Consider the following 23,664-nt stretch of genomic DNA (forward strand, 5'->3'; position numbering starts at 1 on the left):
TAGCGATAGGGGGTGGTAACGATGAACAACCATTTTGGAAAGGGTTTGATAGCCGGGCTGAATGCCGCGCAGGCGGACAGCGCCAGTAATGTCGCGCATTTCTGCCCGGACTATAAACGTGGGTTTGTACTCGGGTTTTCGCATCGCATGTTTGAAAAAACCGGCGATCGGCAACTCAGCGCGTGGGAAGCAGGGATACTTACCAGGCGCTACGGGCTGGACAAGGACATGGTGATGGACTTCTTTCGCGAGAGTCACTCCAGCACCGTTATCCGATTTTTTATGGCGGGATACCGCCTGGAAACATAAAAATAAGCTTTGCTCAATGTGTAGTTCTCTTTATATGAAAGTTACTTTGTCGAGGTGACTTTCATTTTTTTTTATCTATTTGTGCCCTAAAGCGCCATCGCTTGCGTGCATACTGCACAAATTGCCTGTTTTTTGTCTTATACCCTTTGCTTTTGTGTGCCTAATTGTTGAAGCTATTGCACAATCTTCTCCTGAAAGGGAAGAAGCCATGCTTAGCCTGGACAAAGGACATAACAAAAAATGGCAGCAGAGAACCTACTTTTTGCATCCCAGGGTGTGAGTCGTCGTGATTTTATGAAGCTGTGTGCTGCGCTTGCAGCCAGCATGGGGCTTAGCAGCAATGCTGCTGCAGCCATTGCGCACGCAGTCAGTAGCCCACAGCGTCCGCCGGTCATCTGGCTTGGCGCGCAGGAGTGCACGGGCTGTACCGAATCGTTACTTCGCGCAACCCATCCCACGCTGGAAAATCTGTTACTGGAAACCATCTCTCTGGAGTACCACGAGGTGCTTTCCGCCGCCTTCGGGCATCAGGCCGAAGAAAACAAACGTCATGCGCTGGAGCAGTACAAAGGCCAGTACGTGCTGGTGGTCGACGGTTCGATTCCGCTGAAAGATGGCGGCATCTATTGCACGGTGGCGGGCGAACCCATTGTTGACCATATCCGTCACGCGGCTGAAAACGCGGCAGCGGTGATAGCCATCGGTTCTTGCGCCGCCTGGGGCGGTGTCGCGGCGTCGGGTGTGAACCCTACCGGCGCGGTGAGCCTGCAAGAGGTTCTGCCCGGTAAAACCGTGATTAATGTTCCGGGCTGCCCGCCGAACCCGCAAAACTTCCTCGCCACGGTGGCGCACATCATCACCTTCGGCAAACCCCCGGCGCTGGATGCGCAAAATCGTCCGCACTTCGCCTATGGCAGGCTTATCCACGAAAACTGCGAGCGCCGTCCTCATTTTGACGCCGGGCGGTTTGCAAAAGAGTTTGGCGATGCCGGGCACCGTGAAGGCTGGTGTCTGTACCATTTAGGCTGTAAAGGCCCGGAAACGTACGGCAACTGCTCCACATTACAATTTTGCGATCTGGGCGATGTCTGGCCAGTCGCTATCGGCCATCCTTGTTACGGTTGTAATGAAAAGGGCGTCGGTTTCCATAAAGGGATCTTCCAGCTGGCGCATGTGGAAAATCCGACGCCGCGCGATGCAAAACCGGATGTTAACCTTCCCGAAGGCGGGAAAGTGTCAGCCACGGCGGTCGGCCTGCTTGGTGGTGTGGTTGGTCTGGTCGCTGGCGTAACAGCGATGACGGTGCGTGAGCTGGGGCGCGAACAAAAGAAAAACGACGCTGACTCACAGGGAGATTAACCGTGAACAGACGTGATTTTCTCAAAGTTGCCACCGCCGGTGCGCTGCTGGCTGGCAGCCCGGTGCCTGTGAGGGCGGGGGCACAAAACCGCCCGCCTGTTCCTGGTGCTGTAGGGATGCTGTATGACTCCACGCTCTGCGTTGGCTGCCAGGCGTGCGTCACGCGCTGCCAGGATATCAACACCCCGGTGCGCAACCCGCAAGGGCCGCAAACCTGGTCCAATAACGACAAACTCTCCCCTTATACCAACAACATTATTCAGGTCTGGCACAGCGGCAACGGGCAGCACAAAGATCAGCTGGATAATGGCTACGCCTATATCAAACGCCAGTGTATGCACTGTGTCGATCCGAACTGCGTCTCCGTTTGCCCGGTGCAGGCGCTGACCAAAGACGCGAAGACCGGCATTGTTCACTATAACCCGGACGTCTGTACCGGCTGTCGCTATTGCATGGTGGGCTGCCCGTACAATGTGCCGAAGTATGATTATGACAACCCGTTTGGTCAGATTCATAAATGCGAGTTATGTAATCAACACGGTGTCGGGCGCATCGATAAAGGCGAATTACCAGGCTGCGTGGAGGTGTGCCCTACCGGCGCGGTGATTTTTGGCACCCGTGATGCGTTGCTTGTCGAGGCGAAAAAACGCCTCGCGCAGCAGCCCGGAACGGAATACCCCTACACCCGCCAGACGCTGGAAACCCACGACACCTATCTGCACCCGGTCGCCCATTACTACCCGCATCTTTACGGGGAAAAAGAGGGCGGCGGCACGCAGGTGCTGGTTCTGACGGGCATTCCTTACCAAAACCTTGGCTTACCGAAGCTTGATGAGTTGTCTACCGGCGCACGCTCAGAGCACGTCCAGCACACCATTTATAAAGGCATGGTGCTGCCCCTTGCGGTGCTGGCAGGGCTGACGGTGCTGGTACATCGCCACACAAAAAAAGGAGATGACGATGAGTCATGATCCGAAACCGATGGGCGGCAAATTGCTGAACAAACCGGTGATGCTGTTCGCCCCGTTTGTCCTGCTGTGCGGGATCTTTATCGTCAAGCGCCTGATCTTCGGCATCGGATCCGTCTCGGATCTCAACGGTGGTTATCCCTGGGGGATCTGGATCGCTTTTGATTTATTGATCGGCACCGGTTTGGCCTGCGGAGGCTGGGCGCTGGCATGGCTGGTGTATGCTTTTAACCGCGGCGAGTACCACTCGCTGGTGCGCCCGGCACTGCTGACCAGTCTCTTTGGTTACTCGCTGGGTGGCTTGTCGATAACCATCGATGTTGGTCGTTACTGGAACCTGCCTTACTTCTACATTCCTGGCCATTTCAACGTGAACTCGGTGCTGTTTGAAACTGCCGTCTGTATGACGATTTACATTGGGGTGATGGCGCTGGAGTTTGCGCCTGCATTGCTGGAGCGCCTCGGCTGGAAAGTGTCGCTGCGGCGTCTGAATAAAGTGATGTTTTTTATCATTGCGCTCGGCGCGCTGTTGCCGACCATGCACCAGTCGTCAATGGGTTCACTGATGATTGCCGCCGGTTATAAGGTGCATCCGCTGTGGCAAAGCTATGAAATGTTGCCGCTCTTCTCACTGCTGACCGCTTTTATAATGGGCCTGTCGGTGGTGATTTTTGAAGGTTCGCTGTTGCAGGCGAGCCTGCGCGGAAAAGGGCCGGATGAGAAGCATTTATTCAGTAAATTGACCGGCACGCTAAGCATCCTGCTGGCGCTGTTTATCCTGCTGCGCTTTGGCGAAATCGCCTGGCGCGATAAGTGGCGCTACCTGTTTGCCGGGGACTTTTATAGCCTGATGTTCTGGCTGGAGATCGCGCTTTTGGTGTTCCCGCTGCTGGTACTGCGTGCGCCACGCCTGCGTAATGATTCGCGCTGTTTATTTATCGGCGCATTAAGCATGCTGTTTGGCTGCGCGCTGTGGCGCCTCTCCTACTCGTTGCTGGCCTTTGACCCAGGCAACGGCTACCGCTACTTCCCGACGGCGGAAGAGTTATTGATTTCTCTCGGATTTGTGGCAATTGAGGTTTGTGCGTACATCTTACTCATACGCCTGTTGCCGATTATTCCGCCCTTAAAACAACAACGACACGAGGCGAGTGAAGCATGAGTCAACGCATTACTATCGATCCGGTAACCCGTATCGAGGGGCATTTACGTATTGATTGTGAAATCGAAAATGGCGTGGTGACCAAAGCCTGGTCATCCGGCACCATGTGGCGCGGCATGGAAGAGATAGTCAAGAGCAGCGATCCGCGCGATGCGTGGATTATTCTCCAGCGTATCTGCGGGGTGTGCACGACTATTCATGCCATCGCTTCCGTGCGAGCGGTGGAAAATGCGCTGGATATTAAGGTGCCGATGAATGCCCAGTACATCCGTAATATCATTCTTGCCGCGCATACCCTGCACGATCATATTGTTCATTTTTATCAGTTATCCGCCCTCGACTGGGTCGATATCACTTCCGCGCTAAAGGCTGACCCGGCCAAAGCCGCAGCCTTACTTAACGGTATCTCCGACTGGCCGCTGAACAGCGAAGGGGCATTTAAGGAAGTCCAGGATAAGATCAAAGCGCTGGTGGCGAGCGGGCAGATGGGGATTTTCGCCAACGGTTACTGGGAACACCCGGCGATGAAATTGCCGCCGGAGGTCAACCTGATAGCGGTCGCGCACTATCTGCAAGCGCTGGAGTGCCAGCGCGATGCCAACCGTATCGTGGCGCTGCTTGGCGGCAAGTCGCCGCATATTCAGAACATGGCGGTGGGCGGCGTTGCCAACCCCATCAATCTTGACGGCATCGAAGTACTCAACCTCGAACGCCTGATGTATCTCAAATCATTTATCGACAAGCTGCATGGTTTTATCGAGCAGGTCTACAAAGTGGATACCGCCGTGATTGCGGCGTATTACCCGGAGTGGCTAAATCTCGGCAAGGGCGCAACGAACTATCTCAGCACGCCAGAGTTCCCTACCGATGGCGAGAACGGCAGCTTCCTCTTCCCTGGCGGGTATATTGAAGGTGGCGATCTCAGCAGTTGGCGCGAGGTGAACAGCTATAACGATCCCTGGCTTATCAAAGGCATTCAGGAGAGCAATAAACACGCCTGGTATAAAGAGGATGCGCCGCTGGAACCCTGGCAGGGCAGCACGCAACCTGAGTACACCGGCTGGCAGGAGGAGGGGAAATATTCATGGGTTAAATCGCCCACCTTCTACGGCAAAACGGTGGAAATGGGGCCGCTGGCCAATATGTTTTGCAAACTGGCGGCCAAAAATCCCACCACATGGCGCAAACTCGACGATATTCGCGGCATTTACACTAAACTTACCGGCAAAACCATCGAGCTTGCGCAACTGCACTCAACGCTTGGGCGCATCATTGGGCGCACGGTGCACGCTTGTGAACTGCATGAAGTGCTGGATAATCAGTACCAGGCGCTGCTCGATAATATTGGCAAAGGTGATGTGCAGACCTTTATCAAACCTGTCATTCCACAAAGCGGCGAGCTTAAAGGCGTTGGTTTCCTTGAAGCGCCGCGTGGCATGTTGTCGCACTGGGTGGTGATTAAAGATGGCAAGATTGCCAATTACCAGGCGGTGGTGCCATCCACCTGGAACGCCGGGCCGCGCAACTTTAATGATGAGCCGGGGCCGTATGAGCAATCGCTGGTCGGCACGCCAGTTGCAGATCCGCAAAAACCGCTGGAAGTGGTGCGTACCGTCCATTCATTCGACCCGTGCATGTCTTGTGCGGTGCATGTGGTGGATGCCGAAGGCCAGGATGTGGTGTCAGTGAAGGTGCTGTGATGTCGATTTTAGTACTGGGAGTGGGCAATATTTTGCTCTCCGACGAGGCAATTGGCGTACGCGTGGCGGAGGCGCTGGAGCAGCGTTACCACTTGCCGGAAAATGTTGAGGTGGTGGACGGCGGCACCGCCGGGATGGAGCTGATGGAGGCGATGGCGAACCGTGAGCACCTGATTATTGCTGATGCTGTCGTTACGCGCAAAGACGCGCCGGGCGCGGTTGTAGTCCTGCGTGACGACGCGGTGCCGACGCTGTTTTGCAATAAAATCTCTCCGCATCAACTGGGCTTATCTGATGTGCTGTCGGCGCTGCGTTTTACCGGAGAGTTTCCGCAAAAGCTCACGCTTATCGGCGTGATCCCGGCCTCGCTGGAGCCGCACATCGCCTTGACACCCACGGTCGCCGCAAGCCTGGACCGCGCTTTGCAGGCGGTGCTTGAGGCGCTGGCGGAGTCCGGCGTGATGCTTACGCCACGGGAGGCGCAACATGCAAAATGAGCAGCAAGGGTTCCTCACTTCACCGCATGGCGAGGTGCAGGCCGCGTTTTGCGATATCGCGCAGGGTGAAATGCATGGCCTGCCATTTGTGCACCCCAATATGCCGGTTTATGTCACGCCATTTACCCTGTTTGAAGACCAGTGGCTAGGCTGCGTGCTCACGCCGTGGATGCTGAGCCTGGTTATCTTCCCCGGCCCGCAGCAGTGCTGGGCGCAGCGTAACATCAGTGAAAGGCTGGGGCTGAAGCTGCCCTATGGCGAGATGACGTTTCTGGTGGGAGAGCTGCCTGCGCTTGGGCAGTATCTGAGCTGTTCCCTGCTCTCGCCGCTGCCACGCGAGCTTAGCCCGGAGCAGGGCAGGCAGCTGGCGCAAGATTGCCTGAAGATGGTGCAATCGTTGCCGGTTAGCGATGCGATGAGCCGCCGTGGGCTATTGTTTGGCCGCCGGGGTGAACAGCATGCATGAGCTTTCTCTGTGCCTGAATGCGGTGGAGATAATCACGCAGCAGGCCCGGCGCAGCGGCGCGCAACGCGTAACCGGCGTATGGCTGGAAGTGGGCGCGCTTGCCTGTGTTGAAGAAAGCGCGCTGCGTTTTAGTTTTGACATGGCCTGCCGGGAAACGCTGGCGCAGGGGTGCCAGTTACATATTATTCATATACCTGCACAGGCCTGGTGCTGGAATTGCAGCGCTCAGGTGGTGGCGACCCGGTACGACGAGTGCCCGCAGTGCCATCTTCCGACCCTGCATATCGAGCGCAGCGATGGCGTGCAGATAAAAAGTATCGAAGTGGAGTAATCAGCATGTGTATAGGCGTGCCAGGGCAAATCGTGGCGGTAGGGGAGGATTTGCATCAGCTTGCGCAGGTGGATGTGTGCGGCGTACGGCGCGAGGTTAATATCGCGCTGGTCTGTGAAGGCGAACCGCAGGCGTTGCTGGGGCAGTGGGTGCTGGTGCATGTGGGGTTTGCTATGAGCGTGATTGATAAAGCTGAAGCGCTGGCGACGCTTGAGGCATTACAGCGGATGCAGCTGGAGGCGTTTGCGCCCGACGCGCGGGCATAAAAGAGCGGGCGAAAACCGCCCGCTGCGGGTTATGCGTTGCGTTTATCTTGCGTATTGGTATCAAAGTCGCTGGCATCGTGGCGCTCATGCAGCTGCTCGTGCGGCTCCCCGAACGTGCGGTTCACTATCCGCCCACGCTGCACCGCCGGGCGTGCGAAAATATCCTTCGCCCAGCGCTGCACATTGGTGTAGCTGCCTGCATCCAGGAACTCTGCGGCATTATAAACGTTGCCCAGCACGACGTTACCGTACCACGGCCAGACCGCCATATCGGCGATGGTGTACTCATCACCGGCTACAAACCGGTGCTGCGCCAGCTGTTTATCCAGAACATCGAGCTGGCGTTTCGCTTCCATCGTAAAACGGTTGATGGCGTACTCAATTTTCACCGGCGCGTAGTTATAGAAATGGCCGAAACCGCCGCCGAGAAACGGGGCCGAGCCTTGTAACCAGAACAGCCAGTTCAGCGTTTCGGTACGTTTGGCCGGATCTTTCGCCAGAAAGTGGCCGAATTTCTCTGCCAGATAAAGAAGAATATTCCCGGACTCGAACACGCGGGTTGGCGGCGTGGTGGAGTGGTCGCGCAGCGCCGGGATTTTTGAGTTAGGGTTAACCTCAACAAACCCGCTGGAAAACTGATCGCCTTCGCCGATGTTAATCAGCCATGCGTCGTATTCCGCCTCTTTCACCCCTTTCTCCAGCAGCTCTTCAAGCATGATGGTAACTTTCTGGCCGTTCGGCGTCCCGAGCGAATAAAGCTGAAGTGGGTGCTTACCTACCGGTAAGGCTTTCTCATGTGTGGGGCCAGAAACCGGGCGATTAATGTTGGCGAATGCGCCGCCGCCGGTTTTATCCCACGCCCAGACTTTGGGGGGCTGATAATCGTTTGACATAATTGCCTGCCTTTTCGTTGAAGTAGTGAGGAGCAACTGCAAAGCAGTGTAGCAGGTGCTCTGTCGTAAAACCTGGCTCAGGCTAGGATGCGCTGCGCCCAGGTGCCAACGTCATCGCCGCTGCCGAGATCGGGTTGCACCAGCCCGTTAACCATAAAGGTTGGCGTCACATGAATACCGTTCTGACGGGCATATTTGCTGTGCCATTTGATCTCTGTTTGCAGCGCCGGCTGAGCGAAGGCTTCCGCCAGTTTCACTCCGCTGTACTGCTCAATGCGCGCAATAATTTGTTGCGGCGTGGCATCCATATTCGGGCCGCTGCAATGATCGGTAAATTCGAACTCTTCACGATGATCCGCGACCGCCTGTAGCACGTTACGTGCGGCAACTTTGCCGTCGGGCAGGGTGGATGCGGCAAGAATGCAGCGCACAATCACCCCGGAAAACAGATGCCAGGGCTGGGATTGCAGGCGGATTTTCACTGTGACGTTGTCCTCGCCTGTTTCCTTGAGCAAGGCATCCAGCTTGTTAAACGCCCGCACCGAGAAAGGACAGGTCGGTTCTATAAATATTTCAAAGATGCGAGGCCCGTGCCCCCAACTTAAGGCGTGTTGGCTCATTTTCACTCCTGGTCGTCTGCGTGTTATTTCTCAGAGAGTAACAGGATGTCGCAAGTGAAGGGAGCGCACTTTGCGCTATATATATAAGAAACGGTTCGCCAAAAAGCCATTAGTAGTGAGTGTTTACTGATTATTATGGCGACCCGTGAACTTAAAGCAGATTTATTATATTCAAAGCTATTTAAAGTAAAATTTTAATGATTTTTAGCGAAGATTACTTAGTTGTATTTCGTCTGAAAAATAAACAGCTAAACTATTATTGTTATTAATATGTTTCAGCGCGGAGTCGATAATCGTTGTGAGAGGCTTTTTTTTGACTCAGTTCGGAGGAGTCATTGGCGAATCATCAGGGTAATAAAGGCGGAGATAATAATGCATGAGATTCAGGCGATACAGGCAAGCACACACCTTACTGATACCAAAGAAAATACCACGTATAAAACCGGTTTGACGACAGCCTCCGACAGTGACGCCAGGAATACGTCACACCAGGATGACAGCACCAAAGTTACGCTTTCCGGGCGGGTCGATAATCATAAAGAAATAAAGGATATTGATACTGCACAGCAGGTTCAGGAAGTAAAAAAGGTGGAAAATCAAGAGATTGATTATTCACTGGCGATGTCCGGCATTCCACAATATGGCGGGCATCTGGTGACGCTGGTGAAATATCCTGACGGAAGAACAGAGATGGTGGATGCATTTTCCGGGAAAAAAGTCACCCAGCAAGATTTAGAACTGGCGCAACTGGCAAAGGAGAATAGCCAGCCCGCTCAGCAGCGTCTGGAAAGTAAAAAGACGCCGCAAGACGTTCAACGTAATATGCCAGGCGAATCGCAACCTACAGACATGGATTAATATTTACTTTAAAAAATTACACTGGCAGGTATTTTTGCATCAACAGCGGTTTTGTTACCTGTTCTTTACCACAGTATGATAGCGTTATTGGTCTGCGCTATGCTTCTGCCGCCTGGTTTACAGGCGGCAGAGCGCCATCATGACGGGTACCACGGCGTGCTTTTATATCTCATAGCGGGCTTGTTTACACAGTTTCATTCAGAAGAGAGGTTTTACCAGCACGCTAACGAATATATTATGCATCGTGCTCTGATATTATTTGGCAGGGATTTGTCTGGAGCTGATAAAGAAATTATAAAGTTTAAAGTTTAACGTTTATTGATTTTGTTATATTTTTCTTTATAGTCAGCTATTGCCTGGTTAATATTTTCTGTGTTGAAGGAATCGATTTTTTCATCTTCACAAAAGACCACGTATTGACCTGACTCATATTTAAAGGTCACTATTTTTCCCTGAAAGCGGACTCGCTTCTCTTTTACTGATAAGCCCCTGTTGCGCATCGCAACTTTGGCCATTGTGTCTATCTTTTTATTTTGCATGGTTCTGTTGTCTTACCTTTGCTGTTGGTAGCGTGATACAGGGTATAATCACATTGAATGTAATGGTATTTTTATCTCCTGAACAGCACATAGCGATAGCCTGAACATCCACATTAATAATAGATGAAATATTTTTTAGCGCCTCAAGTAAATCTTAAGATAATGTTAACCGGTAATATTAGTCAGAGATAATAATTTATATTTCCGTATTTCCTGATATGAATTTGCAATAGCGCAAACCGATAATAATTTTTATTCTCATCCTCTCAAAGCGCCAGCTTATGTTTACCCGCGTTGCCGGGCGAGAAAGTGAGTAAAGCGCGATGTATGTAGCGCAGCGCCAGAGCTGCCTGCTACTTTTGTTGGATTTTTGAACATGGTCTCAAAACGTAAGTTTGTAATATGTGAAACTGCATTCTGTTTTGAAAAAAGACAATAAATTAAAGCGTTGCCTTTTACGGAATCTCTCCGGTGCATGATTTGCTCTACATCCAGGAACAGAAGCTCACCCTGAGCCCGGCTGCGAAGACCGGGAAAACCTGTTCCGGGAGAAACTATGCAATACCCTCTGGGATTTGGCCTGTTGCTGCACTGCTTACCTGGCCGTGCGGCTGTCGCAACCATGCGACACAGGATAGTGACTGGCGATGTTCCGCAGCTGGCGGCTGCCATCGGAGTAAGCGACAGGCCTGGCACATATATTATCCCTCAAACTGAGGGTGATGGGCGCTATTCCCCGCAAGCTAAATGCCTGCGCAATGATCTCCCGGGTGTGCAATGTATGGCTTTATGGTTACTCCGCGTACACAAAACTCCCCCTTTTACCGATCGGTTAGTCTCTGGAATTTCCACAGAATTCGTATTTATCGGCCCTCAGCAATGGAGCGGGCGTGGTTCGCCTGGCATGTTGCAGGCTGAACGTTTGACCGTACCCTGGCTTCTTGCCTAAAACACTAAGGAGAGTCTGATGAAACCTCTGCATTACTCTGTGCTACTGCTGGCCTGTATTGGCTCACAGCCTTTTTCGGCACAGGCTGAAACATGGAACGCCACAGTCTCTTCCGCGCCGCAGGCGGGAGAGTATGCAACCATTCGCCAGGCGCTGGACGCTGCGCCCGCCAGCGGCGTACCGTGGCGTATTTTGATCAAGGAGGGGCGCTGGAATGAGCGTTTAGTGATAGAAAAACCGGTAACGATAATCGGCGCATCGCAAGAAAAAACACACATTGAGGCCAATACCCCGGCCGGGGCGCTGGATGAAAGCGGCAAAAAGCTCGGTACCGGACGTACCAGCACCGTGGAAATCCGTGCTTCTGGCGTGACACTCGAAAATCTGACCATCCGTAACAGCTTTGATTTCCCGGCGAACGCGGCGCTAAGCGACAGCGATCCGCAAAAACTCAAAGATACGCAGGCCGTTGCGCTGATGGTTGCGGAAAATGTAGACAAAGCCCGCTTCCGCCATGTGCGGCTCGAAGGCTACCAGGACACCTTTTACAGCAAAAGCGGTAGCCGTAGCTATTTCACCGACTGCACGGTGAGCGGCCATGTGGATTTTATCTTTGGCCCCGGTATCGCGGTGTTTGACCGCTGCGAGATAATTGCCCGCAACCGTAGCGATATCGCGCCGCCCTATGGCTATATCACCGCCCCCGCTACGCCTGCGTCTGAAAAATTCGGCCTGTTTATTATCAACAGCAGACTCAGTAAAGAGCCGGGGGTTCCGGCGAAAAGCTTTGCGCTCGGGCGGCCCTGGCATCCGACAACTCAGTTTAGCGATGGACGCTATGCCGATCCGAACGCAATAGGTCTGGCTGCTTTTATCAACTGCGAGATAGACGATCATATCTACGGCTGGGACAAAATGTCCGGCAAAGACAAAGCGGGAGAAAAGATCTGGTTTTATCCCGAAGACAGCCGTTTTTATGAATTCGGCAACCGTGGAAAAGGCGCAGATCAGGGCGGCAAACAGTATCAATTAATTGCAGCCCAGGCGGAGCAGTACAAACCGGCGACAATCCTCGCCGGGTGGGAACAAGGTGTACTGGAGTAAACGACCATAGCGCCCAGGCGAGGGGCGCTTAGTAACGCAGGAATATTACTGACCGCATCAGAATCCGCCATTAAATTATTACGCAGTAATGAAGCCAATCATAATCTTTTCCCTTGGGGAAATAGACGATAACGCGGCGCAAATATTACAGTTGCCATCGCTGTCTTTCGTTTGCCACGCCCACCGTCAGCAGCATAATTATATTGCCTGCTGATGGCGTACATAATCCGTAGCGGTATATGCATTTTTCGGCAATCCAGTGCAAAAAATCTTGGTTTGGCCTGTGCCGGTTTTGCGTTTAACTGACAAGGTCAATCTATGTCGGAGAACGCACTGATGAAAACCGTACTGCAAAAGTGGTTTGAGCGATTGATCCCAAACGGCTCTCTGGCGGTAGAAGTCCATGAATATGATTCTGGCCGCCACGTGGCGATGATGATCCCGCTTGGGCTGCTTTATGGGCTGGATTATCATCCTGCAGTCTGGATCTATGATGAAAAATAATCGCTACCATCTGGTAATGCGTTACAGCTACTGGAATGAACTGTGCGCGCTAAAATAAAATCCGCCTGATTGTCTCCGGCGGATTTTTTGTCACCATCGTGGTGCAAAGGTTTTTTCTAACTGTGAATCCCCTTTTTACCTGCTGATGAGCGCCATAGTTTTCTGGTATCTTTTCAACGTCATCAATTTTTTGAACATCTTCTCAAATTTCTTTTTTTAAGATTTTACCTGGGCGAGTTTCTTCATTTTCCGCCAGTGCTCACAATTCGTTAATTTAATCTTGTATGGTAGTAGACTTTTATTGTTTTAGAGAGATACCGTGAAGCCGTTAAAGCGATCGCCTTTCTGCATTTGTTGGAAAGGTACAGCGTTAAAAACGATTACGGAGTGAATATGTCTCTGATAAATAAAAAGAAGAAAATCACCATACCCGTGAGTATTGGCTATGGTATGACGGATATAATGGGGGGCGGGGCGTTTACCGTTATTGGTGCCTGGTTACTCTTCTTTTATACGACTTTTGTTGGATTATCGCCTATTGAAGCGGCTTCAATTGTGGCTATCGCGCGTATTGTCGATGCCATTGTTAGCCTGTTTATGGGCAGCTTCACCGATCATTTTTATAAAAACTATTTCGGTAAAAAATTTGGCCGACGTCGTTTTTTCCTGCTGATTGGCGCACCGCTAATGCTGGTGTATATCTTGTTGTGGCTGGATGGCATGAGTTATGGCTTTTATCTTAGCGTCTATCTGGCCTTTGAGATTATTGCGGCAATGGTATTAATCCCGTGGGAAACGTTGCCTTCTGAAATGACCAAAGACTTTAATGGCCGCACGAAACTTTCAACGTGCCGGATGTTCCTTTCTGCCTGCGGCACATTTCTGGCAACCTTTATTCCCGGCGTGCTGATTGGGTGGCTGGGGGAAAATAACGCAGATGCTTACTTAATTAACGGTATTGTGTTTGCTGTGCTGTTTATGATCTGCGTATTTATCTCCTGGAAAGTGACCTGGGAGCGTGAACTTACGCCAGATATGCTGGCCAGTATGGAAAAAGCGCGCCAGGCGACGCCGGTTATGAAGAAGCTGGCAACGGGTGCCGACTTATTCAGAGAGTATGCATCCACGCTGAAAGTTCGCGCTTTTCGTAAACATCTGGCAATTTATCTTTTCTCTTTCACGGCAAAAGATATTTATAACACGGTGTTCGTCTTCTTTTGCGTCTACTGCCTGCACGTCTCTTCTTCGCTTGCGGGCACGTTGCTCTCAATGAGTATTGTCGGGCTGCCGGTCACACTGATAGCGGGTGTTGCCATTATTAAATATGGTCCTTCCCGACTTTATGCCTTTGCGTATTGTCTGATGCTACTTTGTCTCGTGGGCTTCTTTCTGGTTTACCAGTTTCCGACGCAGCACAATGTTGTGTTGTTAGTTATCCTTGCCGGTATTTATCAGGTGGGGCGCTGCGTACTGGAATTTACGCCGTGGAATGTTTTCCCGTTTATTCCGGATATTGATGAAATGATAACACGCCAGCGTCGGGAGGGGTTGTTTGCGGCGGTGATGACATTTTCGCGTAAAACAACCATCGCGATAGCGACTTTCGCCGTTGGCCTGTTGTTGCAAAGCGGTGGGTTTGTTAAAGGCAGCCAGCTACAGCCGCAGGAAGCCATCACCACGATCGTTTTGTTGTTGTTCGTTGGCACGGGCGGGCTGCTGCTGATTGCACTCTGGCAGGCGCTCACTTTCAGGCTCAATAAACGCACCCATAAAATTTTCGTCGAAGAAGTTGAGCGCCTCAAAGCCGAGGGAAGTAAGCAGGACGCAACACCCCAGGCGCGGCATATTGTGGAGGATTTGACCGGTTATTCCTATGATGCGCTCTGGCAGCAACCGGTAGTCAATGAAACCGCGCAGGCCGTCCCCTCATCGCAGGCAGGGTAAGCCTGCCGCCTGGTTGGTTTTTAACATCCTGATCTATAGTCGTACTCTATGTTCAACCAAAGGAGAATATGTGATGCGAATAGAAAAAGACGATCCACGCGAAGCGCCGGAATCAGGTGATAAAAAACCCCGGCCGGTGAAGAAGTAATATTAATCAGCTTTATTCATTATGTGCGTGATCTAAATTTATTTTAATTAATTTAGATCACCGCATTGTTATATTATGTTGCTATTCGTAACGGCATCGTAGCTGTGGAGATTGCCAGCGCGATGAATTAACATCTATTTTTCTTTTTCAGAATCGTCACTCTGCAAAATCCTCTTCGTCTGCCAAAATTATACTGAAAAACGTATAAAATTATTCTGCGAGTTATATACGTTCCGGTAACCGCTCTCTATCTGGGCGAAATAATGCTTTTTAATTAAAAAGGCGTGGCAAATATTATTTAATTAAACAATTGGAATAATAGATATGTCCTTACTATCTAATCCACTAACTGATGCGATAAATGCTGCGAGGCAAAAAGAGGTTGAACGGATATTACCGAATGTCGAGCATGCTTACGAAAACTACGAAAAAATAGAGACAGAAACCGCACTCTTCCTTGCACAAGCGCGAGAGAAGTTAGATCAGCTTGCCGTCATTGCTCCTGCTAAGGCTGAGGAAATCGCGCAGTTCCGGCAAGCTCTGGATGAATTAGAGAATGCTGTGACGCTTTGGACATTAAATTCAAAATATCAGTTGTCAACGTTAGTGAATTAAAATCTATTTTCAACAGAAAATAGTAAGGCGCCGATTTTTCATTATATCATAATTAATGACTGACAATGAAGGTGAGGTTAACATGGATTCTCTTGACAATATAGTGCAAATTGAACTGAAAAAAATCCATGACGTTAGTGAGGAGACTATCCGGGGCATGGCTGAGCAGAATAGTGCAAATATTGCCTCGATTATAGGTGTTGATATGAGTGATGACGGAGATATTTTTTCTGATTCAGATACACCTCAGGAAGCCACTTTAACAGGAGAAATCAAAACGCTGTTAAATGAATATCAAAAACTAACGCAACAGCTTGTTGCTGATGCTGAAAAAAATCTTAACGATATTTTTGCACCATAACTTTGCTGCTTTTTGTATTAATTATCGACTTTTCGCTACTTTATGTTCCCGGTGCCTATACTTTACAGAGGGGGTTGCGGTCTCAACCTGGCTTATAGCAGTGCTTTGACGTAAAGGCGCCGGGATATCACAGCAGATAGTTCAATACTGCGGCCAATGGATGGAGCGCAGTACAAGGGGAGCAGGGATGGCGAACCAGATACAGAAAATGACGACCGACAAAATCCTTGAGTTTATTGATAAGGAGGTGGAGAGCGGTCGTCGCATGGATATTGAAACCATCGAGGCTTTCTCCGGCTACAGTCGCAGACATTTGCAGCGCCTGTTTTTCGCCGAAACAGGCATCAGCCTGGGGGGGTATATTCGCCGCAGAAGGCTCAACCGCGCGGCATTGCTGCTCAAGTTTTCCCGGCGCAGTTTTCACGATATTGCGCTCAGCCTGGGTTTTGACTCGCAGCAATCTTTTAACCGTGAGTTTAAAAAAGCCACCGGTTTTACACCCAGGCAGTACCGCTACCAACCCGATTGGGTACTTTTCCCTCTGGTTGGCCGGATACGCAAAACGTACGATATTCCGCCACCCGAAAAGGTGATGTTGCCCGGGGGAACGATCGTGGGCGAGGAACTGATCTTCTACAGCACCGTGGGTTCTATGCCGGAAAACGCTTCTTTTCAGACTTATCTGGAACGTATATTTAGTGCCCAGGCGCACCGCGAATGCGAACTGTGGATGGTGGTGAGCATTACCCCTGTCGAAGATTTTGAATACCATTACCAGGTGAACTGTGGTCTGGGCCAGCCCGGCAAGAAAACCGGCAGAGTGTTTTCGTATAGCAGCGGGGAATACCTGAAGTTCACATTTGAAACTACCCGCGAAACACATGTGGGTAAGACGCATCACATCTACCTTAATATGCTTTCCGGTAGCAATGCGGTCAGGCGGGAAGGCTCGAAGGTGTTGGTTTTTGTTTATGCGAAGGGAAAGGTTGCCTGCACGCTTTACATTCCCGTCGTGTCACTGAACCCCAGGCCCCACCTTCTCTGAATTTTGGGGCATCTCTCATAGGGTATCTATTTACTATGTCCCAATATGCCAATACAGTGCTGGCATGCTATCTTAAAATTATGCGCTATTATTTAGTCATACCGTACTGCGATTTTATTTCTGGGAAGACCTATGAAAGAGAATTACATTAAGATAATTCAGTATTTACTTAAGCAAAAAGGCGTAAATATGCTCCAGATCAAAACTCGTGATGTGGCAGATGCCGTTGAGCTGACGATATATCAGGCTCGGCAGTACCTGATTCATCTTAATAAGGCGGGGGTTGTTGAAAGAGTAACCCAGGGTAGAGGAAGGTCTACATTATGGCAGCTAATAAGTCATTCTGCTGATTAAATTTCTGGTGAGTTATTTATGTATTAAGATTCACCGCTCTTATAATACCTGCAAGTATTGATACGAAAACGGCTACGGACTGCGTATTCTGTCATCTCCTTATGTTGCGCGTAATGTAGCCGTATTTGTATTTTTTGTTATATATCTTCATGCGTTGCATTCTATGCATATCATTTAATTTATAAAGTTACTTTTTTTATAGTGACATTTTTCTGTTTTGGTATCTGCAAGTTATCTTCCTTTCACTTTATTTGTTACTGACGTGATTTATAAATAACTCACTGAATGTGGTTTCGCTATTGCGTTATTTCCCTCTTTCGTCTGCATACCTTCAGCCTATCTCTTTATTACCCTCTGTTTTAATCATGCTCGAAATTTTATTTCTGTTGTGAGAAATTTGTTAATGATGATTTATTTTTAACCGAATAAAAGTAAAAAATTAAATAAATAGATTTTTTTGTGGTCTTGCTATGTCGCGATAATTTGTTCCAGCGCCAGGTAAAGTCGCGATTTCAAATATCGCAGATCGCGAGGTGATTGTTGATATATATCGTTGAGAATGCCTGTTTTGGAGTTTTATATCCCTTTATGGAGTTTTTTTAGAGAAAAAGATCGACTAGAGTTCATTTCACCCGCTGGGGAGCAATATATGTCCTTGAGTTGGGTGTGATTAATGCGTTCATTTAATTGATATGGGAAATCTTTTTTATGAAAAAAAGTATCATTGCATCTGTTGTTGCACTGGGTCTGGTCTCCGGTCTGGCTCAGGCTGCTGAGAAGGAAATTGAGTTCGTCGGTTCTGTAACCAAAGTCACCTGCAGCATTGTCCCGGTTGTTGATGGTGCTATCACCCTGAATCCGTCCGTCATCAAGCTGGGTAACGTTCAGCCGAACGCACGTGGTAAGGTTGTGAATTTCGCCTTTAAACCGAATCCGACCGCAACCAACCGCGATGTTTGCAACGCGATGGATGATAACGGAACGGCTGTTCTGACCTGGAGCGGCGACAAGTTTAGCACTCAAGGTCTGCAGGGGATTTCCGGCTCCGCAACTGATGCTGTCGTTGAGATTAAAGCAGTGAATACCAAAACGGGCGCTAGCGACATTGTTACCGCCAGCGGCACGCAGCATGAGTTCGCTCCCAGCCTGCTGAAAAAAGGTGGCGAAGGCCTGAAATACAAAGCTCAGTTAGTGTCCGGTATTCAGGCAGGCGACTTCAAAACCGCAGCTAAATTTAACTTTAGTTACAAATAATCCTGCTCTGTTAGTCGGATAACCCTGAAACCGGTAACAAAGGGGGGGAGTTCTCCCCTTTGTTACCCGCTTTTATAAACCCTCTTTTATTGATTTTGCTTATGCGAAAGGGGATGGTTTTGTCCTGTCCACAGATATTCAGATTATCAGCGCTCAGCCTGGGGTTGCTCCATGCCACTCTCGGCGCTGCGTCAGAGTCAGTGGCGGATGGAGACACTGAGCTGGAGACGGCCTTCCTGCAGGGAACGGCGGTTGTGCCCTCGGTGCTCAAAAAAGGCATGATGTATCCCGCCGGTGAGTACTACGTCGATGTGGTTGTCAATAATGAAAATGTTGGCAAGACACGGCTGAACATCTCTTCACAAGAAGAGAAGGCAGGAATGTTATGTCTGTCGCCAGAGTGGCTCAAACGTGCAGGTGTACCGATTCGTCTTGAAAGCTATTCGCAGGAATACAATGCGCAGGCTGACTGTTATGAACTGGCCCGCAACCCATACACCCGCGTGGATTTTCATTATGGTAACCAGAGCCTGATATTCAGCATTCCGCAGTCGCTCGTTATTAGTCAAACCGATCCCAGCCAGTGGGATTACGGTGTGGATGCCTTGCGCCTGAAATATGACGGTAACGTCGGCCATCAAAGCGGTCAGCAAACCAGCGCTTACGGTAGCGCGTTGCTCAATGTGAACATGGGGCGCTGGGTATTTGACAGCAGCATGAGTGGTTCACGTAATAGCGATGGCAAAACGGATTTCGCTGTGCGGGATGCCACGCTCTCTACCGCGCTGAGCGCGCTGCGTAGCGACCTGCGTTTCGGTAAGTCCTGGACCCGTAACGACCTGTTTTCTGATTTTGGCTTTTACGGTGCCACGCTGCGCTCAAACAGAGATATGACGCCCTGGGAGACACGTGGTTATGCACCGCTGATAAGCGGTGTGGCGGCGTCCACCTCACGCATCACGGTCACCCAGAACGGTTACACGCTGTATTCACGCATGGTGCCGCCAGGGCCGTATGAACTCGATGATCTCCGCCCGGTGGGCAACGGTGACCTGGAGGTGACAATAGAGGATGACAGCGGGCGTAGAACCGTGACGCGTTATCCGGTCACCACGCTGCCGACGCAGCTGCGACCCGGCGAGTTGCAGTATGACATCTCGGTGGGCCGCAAATCGTCACAGAGTGATATCGAGAAACCGTTTTCAGACGGTGATCGGGGCGTGTTCTCGTCCGCCAGCCTGGCATACGGCTTTGGTTCCACCACACTCAGCACTGCAACAATCCTGCATAACAAATACCGTGCTGGCGGCGTGAGCGTCACGCAGCAGCTGGGGGAATTGGGCGCTATCTCCGTGGGCGGCTCGCTTGCGCAGGCGAAATACGACCACCACGGCATCAAACGCGGGCACAGCATCAGCGCCAAATACGCCAGAAGCTTTGCCGATACCACTAACCTGAGCCTGATAGCCTTGCGCTATCAGAGCAAGGGATATGTGGAGTTTGCGCAATTTGATCCGACGGATCGTTACGGACATTACCGTTACAACCAGAAGTCGCGTTATGAGATGCAGCTTACGCATCGTTTGACGAAGTACAGCAACCTTAGTCTGTCGGCGTGGCGCGAAGATTACTGGCAGCAGCCAGGGCATGCCGTTGGCGCCGCGTTGGGAAGCGGTATAACCCTGTTCGATGATGTCTATTTTTCGCTAAATGCCGGGTACAACAAATACCCGTACCAGGAGAAAAAAGATTACACGGTCTCACTGAGCATGAGCGTGCCCTTCACCCTGGGCGGCATCCGCCATTACAGCAACAGCTCGGTGAGCCACAGCTCCATATCCGGCACGCAGTTCCAGGCCTCAGCGACCGGGATGCCCTCAGACCGCCTGAACTACAGCGTCAGCGCTGGTGCATCGGATAAAGGAAGCCGCAGCGCGTCGGCGAGTGTGAACTATGGCTTTGACGCCGTGCAGACAGGCATGAGCGTATCGCAGAGCCGAGACAGCACCAGCCTTACCGGCAACATCTCCGGAACGGTCGTGGCCACGGCGCAGAGCGGGCTGCTGTTGACCCGCGATCAGAGCGACACCATGGGCGTGGTGCGCGTCCCGAATGTGGCGGGCATGCGGTTCAACGGTTCCCCGGCCACCAACAGCAAAGGCTACACCGTGGTGGGGCTATCAGATTACAGCCAGAACCGTATCGATGTTGATATGGAGAATGTTCCGGATGATCTTGACCTGGATGTGACCTCCTACAGCGTGGTGCCGACAGAAAAAGCGGTGGTGTATCGCGAGTTTGGCGCGAACTATGTGAAGCGTTATTTCCTGCTGGTGAAAGACCGCATGGGACGCTTGCTCAGCGGCGGCGATGCCCGCACGGAGCAGGGGCTGGATGCTGGATTCATCTCCCGTAACGGCGTGCTGTCGATGAGTTTGTTGAGTGAACCCAAAGAAGTAAAAGTCAGCCTGGGCGAAGGGCGCGAATGCCGCATTCCCATGGCAGGCATTAAACCCGGCGTTGAAAAGGTACAAGAGGTACATTGTGAATAAAGTTGCGAAGTGGTGCTTAACCTCCCTTCTTTCCTTAACTCTGAGCGGCCAGGCGCTGGCTGCCTTTACGGTCAGCGGAACACGTTTTATCTACGAAGAGGGTAGAAAGAATGTGCCGTTTGAGGTGACCAATAACGCGGACGACGCCTATGGCGGCCAGGTCTGGGTGGACAACATCAGCCAGAGCGAAGGCGGGGTGTATATGGTGCCGACACCGCCGTTCTTTAAAGTTGCGCCGAAGCAAAAGCAGATCGTGCGCATTATGAAAACAGACGATGGCACGCTGCCGTCTGACCGGGAGTCCCTATTCTGGCTGAATGTTCAGGAGATCCCACCGAAGCTGAAGACCGACGAAAATGCCCTACTGGTGGCGGTGAACACGCGCGTGAAAGTGTTTTATCGCCCGAAAAGCCTGATCGCAGATCGTAAAAGCGCAGAGAAAAAGATCCAGCTGGAGCGCCGTGGCGGTACCACCGTCCTGAAGAATCCAACGCCTTATTACTTTGCGATTGCGAAGGTGCGGGTGAATGGCAGTGAGGTGAAACTGAGCAGCGCTGAGGATAAGAATCTCGCTATTTTTGCGCCGATGAGCGAAGTGACGCTGAGTAACATCCCGGCGGGCAAATTCAGCGTCGATGCGATCAATGACTGGGGCGGTGTGGAAAATTACGAACTGCAAGGGTGAGCGCATGGCGAAATTTCGATATTGCCGGATGAAGCGAGGCATGGTTGCCCTGACGCTATTGGCTATTGTATTCATCGCGATGTCCGCCGATGCAGCCTCTGTCCATCAGAGTTCGCGGAGTAACGCTACGATAACCGTCCCGGTGACCCTGGTAAATATTCAGCCCACTTGCGATGTCACCTTCAGTGGCGCAGGGCTTGGCAGCAATGGCGGGACCTATAAACTTGGCTCGCTGCTGCCGGGAGACTCCCGTGCTCATATGCCTTTTAAGGCCACGATAGGGTGTAAAGATGTGGAGGGCGCCGGGGAGATGAGTACGGCGCTGACAGCGTCGGCGCGAGGGAACGTGGTGACGGACAACCGTATAAGGATGCAGCTGAACGGTAAGACGAATGAAAACGCACCGGAGCTATGGCTGGAAACGGGCGGGCAGCGCGTACCCATGGACGGGAACAGCGCATTTTGCAAGGGGCAGGGACTGAACACTAATGTGTGCACTCTGACGCCTGTTACCCGTGTGCCGGACAGCAGCCCTGGCGGTAAAGTCTCGGCTACGGTGGTGTTTAACGTTACCTATGTGTGATGCCGGGCAGATTGTCGGCATTGTGCAGGTCAGAGCAAATATGATGAAACTGAGAAATGCAATGAAACATGCACTCGCGTTATCGCTCAAAAGTGCTCTGCTGGCGACGCTCCTGCTCAAACCAGGCGCGGGGATCAGCGGGACAGTAACGCTGTTAGGGCATCAATACAAAGCCACCGTGGTGGTGGTATCCAGCGTCGAACCCCAACTTAATGTTGATGCTGAAAAAGCCTACGGAACGCTCTGGTTATGGGCCAACACGGAGGCAGGACGCGTGCCTATTGGGCAGTCGTATAATTGCTGGAGCAATTCAGGAGAGGCAATCACGCAAACTGTAAACAGCAGCACAACGCAGTATATCTGGGGGCCGGTTCGCTCCCGCACGACGATGCAATGCATCGGCGAGGCTATGTTGCGACCGGATACGCAATCCATTACGGCCGCGCTAAGAGGAGGCCAGAACAGTGCGGTGAAGCCCGTTTCGGTCAGCATCGCACTGGCGGAGCATGGGCAAACGCCAACGTATTGCGACGACAATGATAACCAGTGCACGGCGACCTATGTGCTGAACCGCAAAGCGGCGAGCGAAGTCCGCGCCGAACTGTCGTACCCGGATTCGATCGTATTAAAAAAATCCGAACGCGCTGAATTGCTGAAAGTAAACGCCACATCGAACGCAAATGGCGTGTGGGTGAAGGTGGTGCCATCGGCGTCCATACAACCCTGGGTCAATGTTCAGGCTGGCAATGCCGTCGTGGATTTCGCTCAGCCCAAGTGGATGGCGAACGGTAGCGTGCTGGAGCTGGTCGCGCAAAATATCCCCGTGGGTGTTCGCGAGGGCCATATCAACGTGGAAGTCTCTGTACTCTGAATCATCAGGCTGCGCCACCTAAATAATTGATCGTGAAAATTGAGGGAAAAGAGATGCACCGTCGCCATTTTCTGGCGCTCTGTATGGGCCTGATCCTGGTTCCGTCGTTGGCCTGTGCCGGAAGTAAAAACGATACGCTCGCGGGGAAATATCACCTTCTTGAAACACCTGTTAAGGTGGCCGGGGAGCCAGCAGTGGTGGAGTTTTTCTCCTTTTACTGCCCGCCCTGTTATGCCTTTGCAAACCAATACGGCATCGAGCAAGGTATCCGCAAGGTTCTGCCTGCCGGTAAACGAATGATCAAATACCATGTCGCCTTTCTTGGGCCGCTCGGCGCAGAGCTGACGCAAGCCTGGTCGGTGGCGCAGGTGCTTGGCATCGAGGCAAAAGTGGAGCCATTACTGTTTGAAGCCGTTCAGGTTTCCCGCTCGCTGAAGACGCGAGAGGATATCCGTGCCGTATTCGGGCGCGCTGGCGTAGATGGCGCGGAATATGACCGGTTGCTGGCCAGTGAAGCCGTCAGAGCGAAGACCGAAGAGCAGCACCGGCTATTTCGTGAGTTTGGCGTAACAGGCACTCCGGCGGTGTTCGTGAATGGGCGCTACCGGGTGGACAATCGCGGCTTTCGCGGTGAATCGGTGGCGCAGTTTCGTGAAGAGTTTGTGGCTGCGGTGGACGCCCTGCTGAAGAAAGGAGCGTAAACGTCGGCGAAAAACACGGCGAGCTT

26 protein-coding genes are annotated in these 23,664 nt (G+C 51.5%); 23 read left to right on the plus strand and 3 right to left on the minus strand.

All coding sequences use genetic code 11. The features are described from left to right. Positions 1-21 precede the first annotated feature (21 nt). From ACTU3N_RS14400 to hybG, 9 genes are all read left to right on the plus strand, one after another. Positions 22-309, plus strand: coding sequence for a DUF2623 family protein (locus ACTU3N_RS14400; protein ID WP_443086826.1), 288 nt, complete (start codon positions 22-24; stop codon positions 307-309). A 240-nt stretch (positions 310-549) separates the two neighbouring features. Further along, a complete protein-coding gene (gene hybO / locus ACTU3N_RS14405; RefSeq protein ID WP_443086827.1) occupies positions 550-1,668 on the plus strand; it encodes a hydrogenase 2 small subunit in 1,119 nt (372 codons plus the stop codon). A gap of 2 nt (positions 1,669-1,670) precedes the next feature. After that, positions 1,671-2,639, plus strand: a complete 969-nt coding sequence (hybA, locus tag ACTU3N_RS14410) for a hydrogenase 2 operon protein HybA (protein ID WP_443086828.1) — start codon at positions 1,671-1,673, stop codon at positions 2,637-2,639. Continuing rightward, on the plus strand, positions 2,629-3,798 hold the full coding sequence (hybB, locus tag ACTU3N_RS14415; RefSeq protein ID WP_443086829.1) for a Ni/Fe-hydrogenase cytochrome b subunit: 1,170 nt from the start codon (positions 2,629-2,631) through the stop codon (positions 3,796-3,798). Before hybA ends, hybB begins: the two co-directional genes overlap by 11 nt. After that, the gene (hybC, locus tag ACTU3N_RS14420) at positions 3,795-5,498 is read left to right on the plus strand and encodes a hydrogenase 2 large subunit (RefSeq protein WP_443086830.1); all 1,704 of its coding nucleotides are present in this window, start codon (positions 3,795-3,797) and stop codon (positions 5,496-5,498) included. The genes hybB and hybC overlap by 4 nt, the downstream gene beginning before the upstream one ends. After that, on the plus strand, positions 5,498-5,995 hold the full coding sequence (locus ACTU3N_RS14425) for a HyaD/HybD family hydrogenase maturation endopeptidase (RefSeq protein ID WP_443086831.1): 498 nt from the start codon (positions 5,498-5,500) through the stop codon (positions 5,993-5,995). Before hybC ends, ACTU3N_RS14425 begins: the two co-directional genes overlap by 1 nt. Continuing rightward, a complete protein-coding gene (gene hybE / locus ACTU3N_RS14430; protein ID WP_443086832.1) occupies positions 5,985-6,461 on the plus strand; it encodes a hydrogenase-2 assembly chaperone in 477 nt (158 codons plus the stop codon). Before ACTU3N_RS14425 ends, hybE begins: the two co-directional genes overlap by 11 nt. Further along, entirely contained in the window at positions 6,454-6,792 is a 339-nt protein-coding gene (gene hypA / locus ACTU3N_RS14435) for a hydrogenase maturation nickel metallochaperone HypA (protein WP_443086833.1), read from the plus strand. Before hybE ends, hypA begins: the two co-directional genes overlap by 8 nt. Positions 6,793-6,797: 5 nt before the next feature. Then, entirely contained in the window at positions 6,798-7,058 is a 261-nt protein-coding gene (hybG, locus tag ACTU3N_RS14440; RefSeq protein WP_443086834.1) for a hydrogenase maturation factor HybG, read from the plus strand. A gap of 29 nt (positions 7,059-7,087) precedes the next feature. Here hybG and yghU read toward each other — a convergent pair whose 3' ends face one another. Beyond that, positions 7,088-7,951: a glutathione-dependent disulfide-bond oxidoreductase gene (gene yghU, locus ACTU3N_RS14445; RefSeq protein WP_443086835.1), complete on the minus strand. Its 864-nt coding sequence runs from the start codon at positions 7,949-7,951 to the stop codon at positions 7,088-7,090. 77 nt (positions 7,952-8,028) lie between these two features. After that, positions 8,029-8,571 carry a DsbA family protein gene (locus ACTU3N_RS14450; protein ID WP_443086836.1) on the minus strand — a complete coding sequence of 181 codons (543 nt, stop codon included), beginning with the start codon at positions 8,569-8,571 and terminating at the stop codon, positions 8,029-8,031. Between the two features lie 372 nt (positions 8,572-8,943). On the opposite strand from ACTU3N_RS14450, the gene ACTU3N_RS14455 reads away from it, so the two are divergent. After that, positions 8,944-9,429, plus strand: a complete 486-nt coding sequence (locus ACTU3N_RS14455; protein ID WP_443086837.1) for a hypothetical protein — start codon at positions 8,944-8,946, stop codon at positions 9,427-9,429. Between the two features lie 308 nt (positions 9,430-9,737). On the opposite strand, the gene ACTU3N_RS14460 is transcribed toward ACTU3N_RS14455, so the two are convergent. Further along, the gene (locus ACTU3N_RS14460) at positions 9,738-9,944 is read right to left on the minus strand and encodes a hypothetical protein (protein ID WP_443086838.1); all 207 of its coding nucleotides are present in this window, start codon (positions 9,942-9,944) and stop codon (positions 9,738-9,740) included. A gap of 991 nt (positions 9,945-10,935) precedes the next feature. On the opposite strand from ACTU3N_RS14460, the gene ACTU3N_RS14465 reads away from it, so the two are divergent. The 13 genes from ACTU3N_RS14465 (at position 10,936) to ACTU3N_RS14525 (ending at position 23,638) form a co-directional block, all read left to right on the plus strand. Next, on the plus strand, positions 10,936-12,021 hold the full coding sequence (locus ACTU3N_RS14465; protein WP_443086839.1) for a pectinesterase family protein: 1,086 nt from the start codon (positions 10,936-10,938) through the stop codon (positions 12,019-12,021). A 318-nt stretch (positions 12,022-12,339) separates the two neighbouring features. Continuing rightward, positions 12,340-12,525, plus strand: a complete 186-nt coding sequence (locus ACTU3N_RS14470) for a hypothetical protein (protein WP_443086840.1) — start codon at positions 12,340-12,342, stop codon at positions 12,523-12,525. Positions 12,526-12,918: 393 nt separating this feature from the next. Then, a complete protein-coding gene (locus ACTU3N_RS14475; RefSeq protein ID WP_443086841.1) occupies positions 12,919-14,469 on the plus strand; it encodes an MFS transporter in 1,551 nt (516 codons plus the stop codon). Between the two features lie 472 nt (positions 14,470-14,941). After that, entirely contained in the window at positions 14,942-15,232 is a 291-nt protein-coding gene (locus tag ACTU3N_RS14480; protein ID WP_443086842.1) for a hypothetical protein, read from the plus strand. Positions 15,233-15,314: 82 nt separating this feature from the next. Continuing rightward, on the plus strand, positions 15,315-15,593 hold the full coding sequence (locus ACTU3N_RS14485; protein ID WP_443086843.1) for a hypothetical protein: 279 nt from the start codon (positions 15,315-15,317) through the stop codon (positions 15,591-15,593). A 187-nt stretch (positions 15,594-15,780) separates the two neighbouring features. Continuing rightward, positions 15,781-16,638, plus strand: a complete 858-nt coding sequence (locus ACTU3N_RS14490; protein WP_443086844.1) for a helix-turn-helix domain-containing protein — start codon at positions 15,781-15,783, stop codon at positions 16,636-16,638. A 132-nt stretch (positions 16,639-16,770) separates the two neighbouring features. Continuing rightward, entirely contained in the window at positions 16,771-16,992 is a 222-nt protein-coding gene (locus ACTU3N_RS14495) for a FaeA/PapI family transcriptional regulator (RefSeq protein WP_443086845.1), read from the plus strand. Between the two features lie 708 nt (positions 16,993-17,700). Then, positions 17,701-18,246, plus strand: a complete 546-nt coding sequence (locus ACTU3N_RS14500; protein ID WP_443086846.1) for a fimbrial protein — start codon at positions 17,701-17,703, stop codon at positions 18,244-18,246. 119 nt (positions 18,247-18,365) lie between these two features. Further along, positions 18,366-20,798: a PefC/AfrB family outer membrane usher protein gene (gene pefC, locus ACTU3N_RS14505; RefSeq protein WP_443086847.1), complete on the plus strand. Its 2,433-nt coding sequence runs from the start codon at positions 18,366-18,368 to the stop codon at positions 20,796-20,798. After that, positions 20,791-21,483, plus strand: coding sequence for a fimbrial chaperone (locus ACTU3N_RS14510; RefSeq protein ID WP_443086848.1), 693 nt, complete (start codon positions 20,791-20,793; stop codon positions 21,481-21,483). Before pefC ends, ACTU3N_RS14510 begins: the two co-directional genes overlap by 8 nt. A 4-nt stretch (positions 21,484-21,487) precedes the next feature. Beyond that, positions 21,488-22,066, plus strand: coding sequence for a hypothetical protein (locus ACTU3N_RS14515; RefSeq protein WP_443086849.1), 579 nt, complete (start codon positions 21,488-21,490; stop codon positions 22,064-22,066). 61 nt (positions 22,067-22,127) lie between these two features. Next, positions 22,128-22,937 (plus strand): hypothetical protein, encoded by an 810-nt coding sequence (locus ACTU3N_RS14520; RefSeq protein WP_443086850.1) that lies wholly within the window; start codon positions 22,128-22,130, stop codon positions 22,935-22,937. Between the two features lie 53 nt (positions 22,938-22,990). Then, positions 22,991-23,638 carry a DsbA family protein gene (locus ACTU3N_RS14525; protein ID WP_443086851.1) on the plus strand — a complete coding sequence of 216 codons (648 nt, stop codon included), beginning with the start codon at positions 22,991-22,993 and terminating at the stop codon, positions 23,636-23,638. Positions 23,639-23,664: the final 26 nt, after the last annotated feature.

The sequence above is a fragment of the Vagococcus sp. WN89Y genome (assembly GCF_052220145.1).
Taxonomy (GTDB): domain Bacteria; phylum Pseudomonadota; class Gammaproteobacteria; order Enterobacterales; family Enterobacteriaceae; genus Kosakonia.

Coding starts and splice junctions, on each gene's coding strand:
- ACTU3N_RS14400 (WP_443086826.1), top strand. CDS start 22: ATGAACAACCATTTTGGAAAGGGTTTGATAGCCGGGCTGAATGCCGCG.
- hybO (WP_443086827.1), top strand. CDS start 550: ATGGCAGCAGAGAACCTACTTTTTGCATCCCAGGGTGTGAGTCGTCGT.
- hybB (WP_443086829.1), top strand. CDS start 2,629: ATGAGTCATGATCCGAAACCGATGGGCGGCAAATTGCTGAACAAACCG.
- hybC (WP_443086830.1), top strand. CDS start 3,795: ATGAGTCAACGCATTACTATCGATCCGGTAACCCGTATCGAGGGGCAT.
- ACTU3N_RS14425 (WP_443086831.1), top strand. CDS start 5,498: ATGTCGATTTTAGTACTGGGAGTGGGCAATATTTTGCTCTCCGACGAG.
- hybE (WP_443086832.1), top strand. CDS start 5,985: ATGCAAAATGAGCAGCAAGGGTTCCTCACTTCACCGCATGGCGAGGTG.
- hypA (WP_443086833.1), top strand. CDS start 6,454: ATGCATGAGCTTTCTCTGTGCCTGAATGCGGTGGAGATAATCACGCAG.
- hybG (WP_443086834.1), top strand. CDS start 6,798: ATGTGTATAGGCGTGCCAGGGCAAATCGTGGCGGTAGGGGAGGATTTG.
- yghU (WP_443086835.1), bottom strand. CDS start 7,951: ATGTCAAACGATTATCAGCCCCCCAAAGTCTGGGCGTGGGATAAAACC.
- ACTU3N_RS14450 (WP_443086836.1), bottom strand. CDS start 8,571: ATGAGCCAACACGCCTTAAGTTGGGGGCACGGGCCTCGCATCTTTGAA.
- ACTU3N_RS14455 (WP_443086837.1), top strand. CDS start 8,944: ATGCATGAGATTCAGGCGATACAGGCAAGCACACACCTTACTGATACC.
- ACTU3N_RS14460 (WP_443086838.1), bottom strand. CDS start 9,944: ATGGCCAAAGTTGCGATGCGCAACAGGGGCTTATCAGTAAAAGAGAAG.
- ACTU3N_RS14465 (WP_443086839.1), top strand. CDS start 10,936: ATGAAACCTCTGCATTACTCTGTGCTACTGCTGGCCTGTATTGGCTCA.
- ACTU3N_RS14470 (WP_443086840.1), top strand. CDS start 12,340: ATGTCGGAGAACGCACTGATGAAAACCGTACTGCAAAAGTGGTTTGAG.
- ACTU3N_RS14475 (WP_443086841.1), top strand. CDS start 12,919: ATGTCTCTGATAAATAAAAAGAAGAAAATCACCATACCCGTGAGTATT.
- ACTU3N_RS14480 (WP_443086842.1), top strand. CDS start 14,942: ATGTCCTTACTATCTAATCCACTAACTGATGCGATAAATGCTGCGAGG.
- ACTU3N_RS14485 (WP_443086843.1), top strand. CDS start 15,315: ATGGATTCTCTTGACAATATAGTGCAAATTGAACTGAAAAAAATCCAT.
- ACTU3N_RS14490 (WP_443086844.1), top strand. CDS start 15,781: ATGGCGAACCAGATACAGAAAATGACGACCGACAAAATCCTTGAGTTT.
- ACTU3N_RS14495 (WP_443086845.1), top strand. CDS start 16,771: ATGAAAGAGAATTACATTAAGATAATTCAGTATTTACTTAAGCAAAAA.
- ACTU3N_RS14500 (WP_443086846.1), top strand. CDS start 17,701: ATGAAAAAAAGTATCATTGCATCTGTTGTTGCACTGGGTCTGGTCTCC.
- ACTU3N_RS14515 (WP_443086849.1), top strand. CDS start 21,488: ATGGCGAAATTTCGATATTGCCGGATGAAGCGAGGCATGGTTGCCCTG.
- ACTU3N_RS14520 (WP_443086850.1), top strand. CDS start 22,128: ATGAAACATGCACTCGCGTTATCGCTCAAAAGTGCTCTGCTGGCGACG.
- ACTU3N_RS14525 (WP_443086851.1), top strand. CDS start 22,991: ATGCACCGTCGCCATTTTCTGGCGCTCTGTATGGGCCTGATCCTGGTT.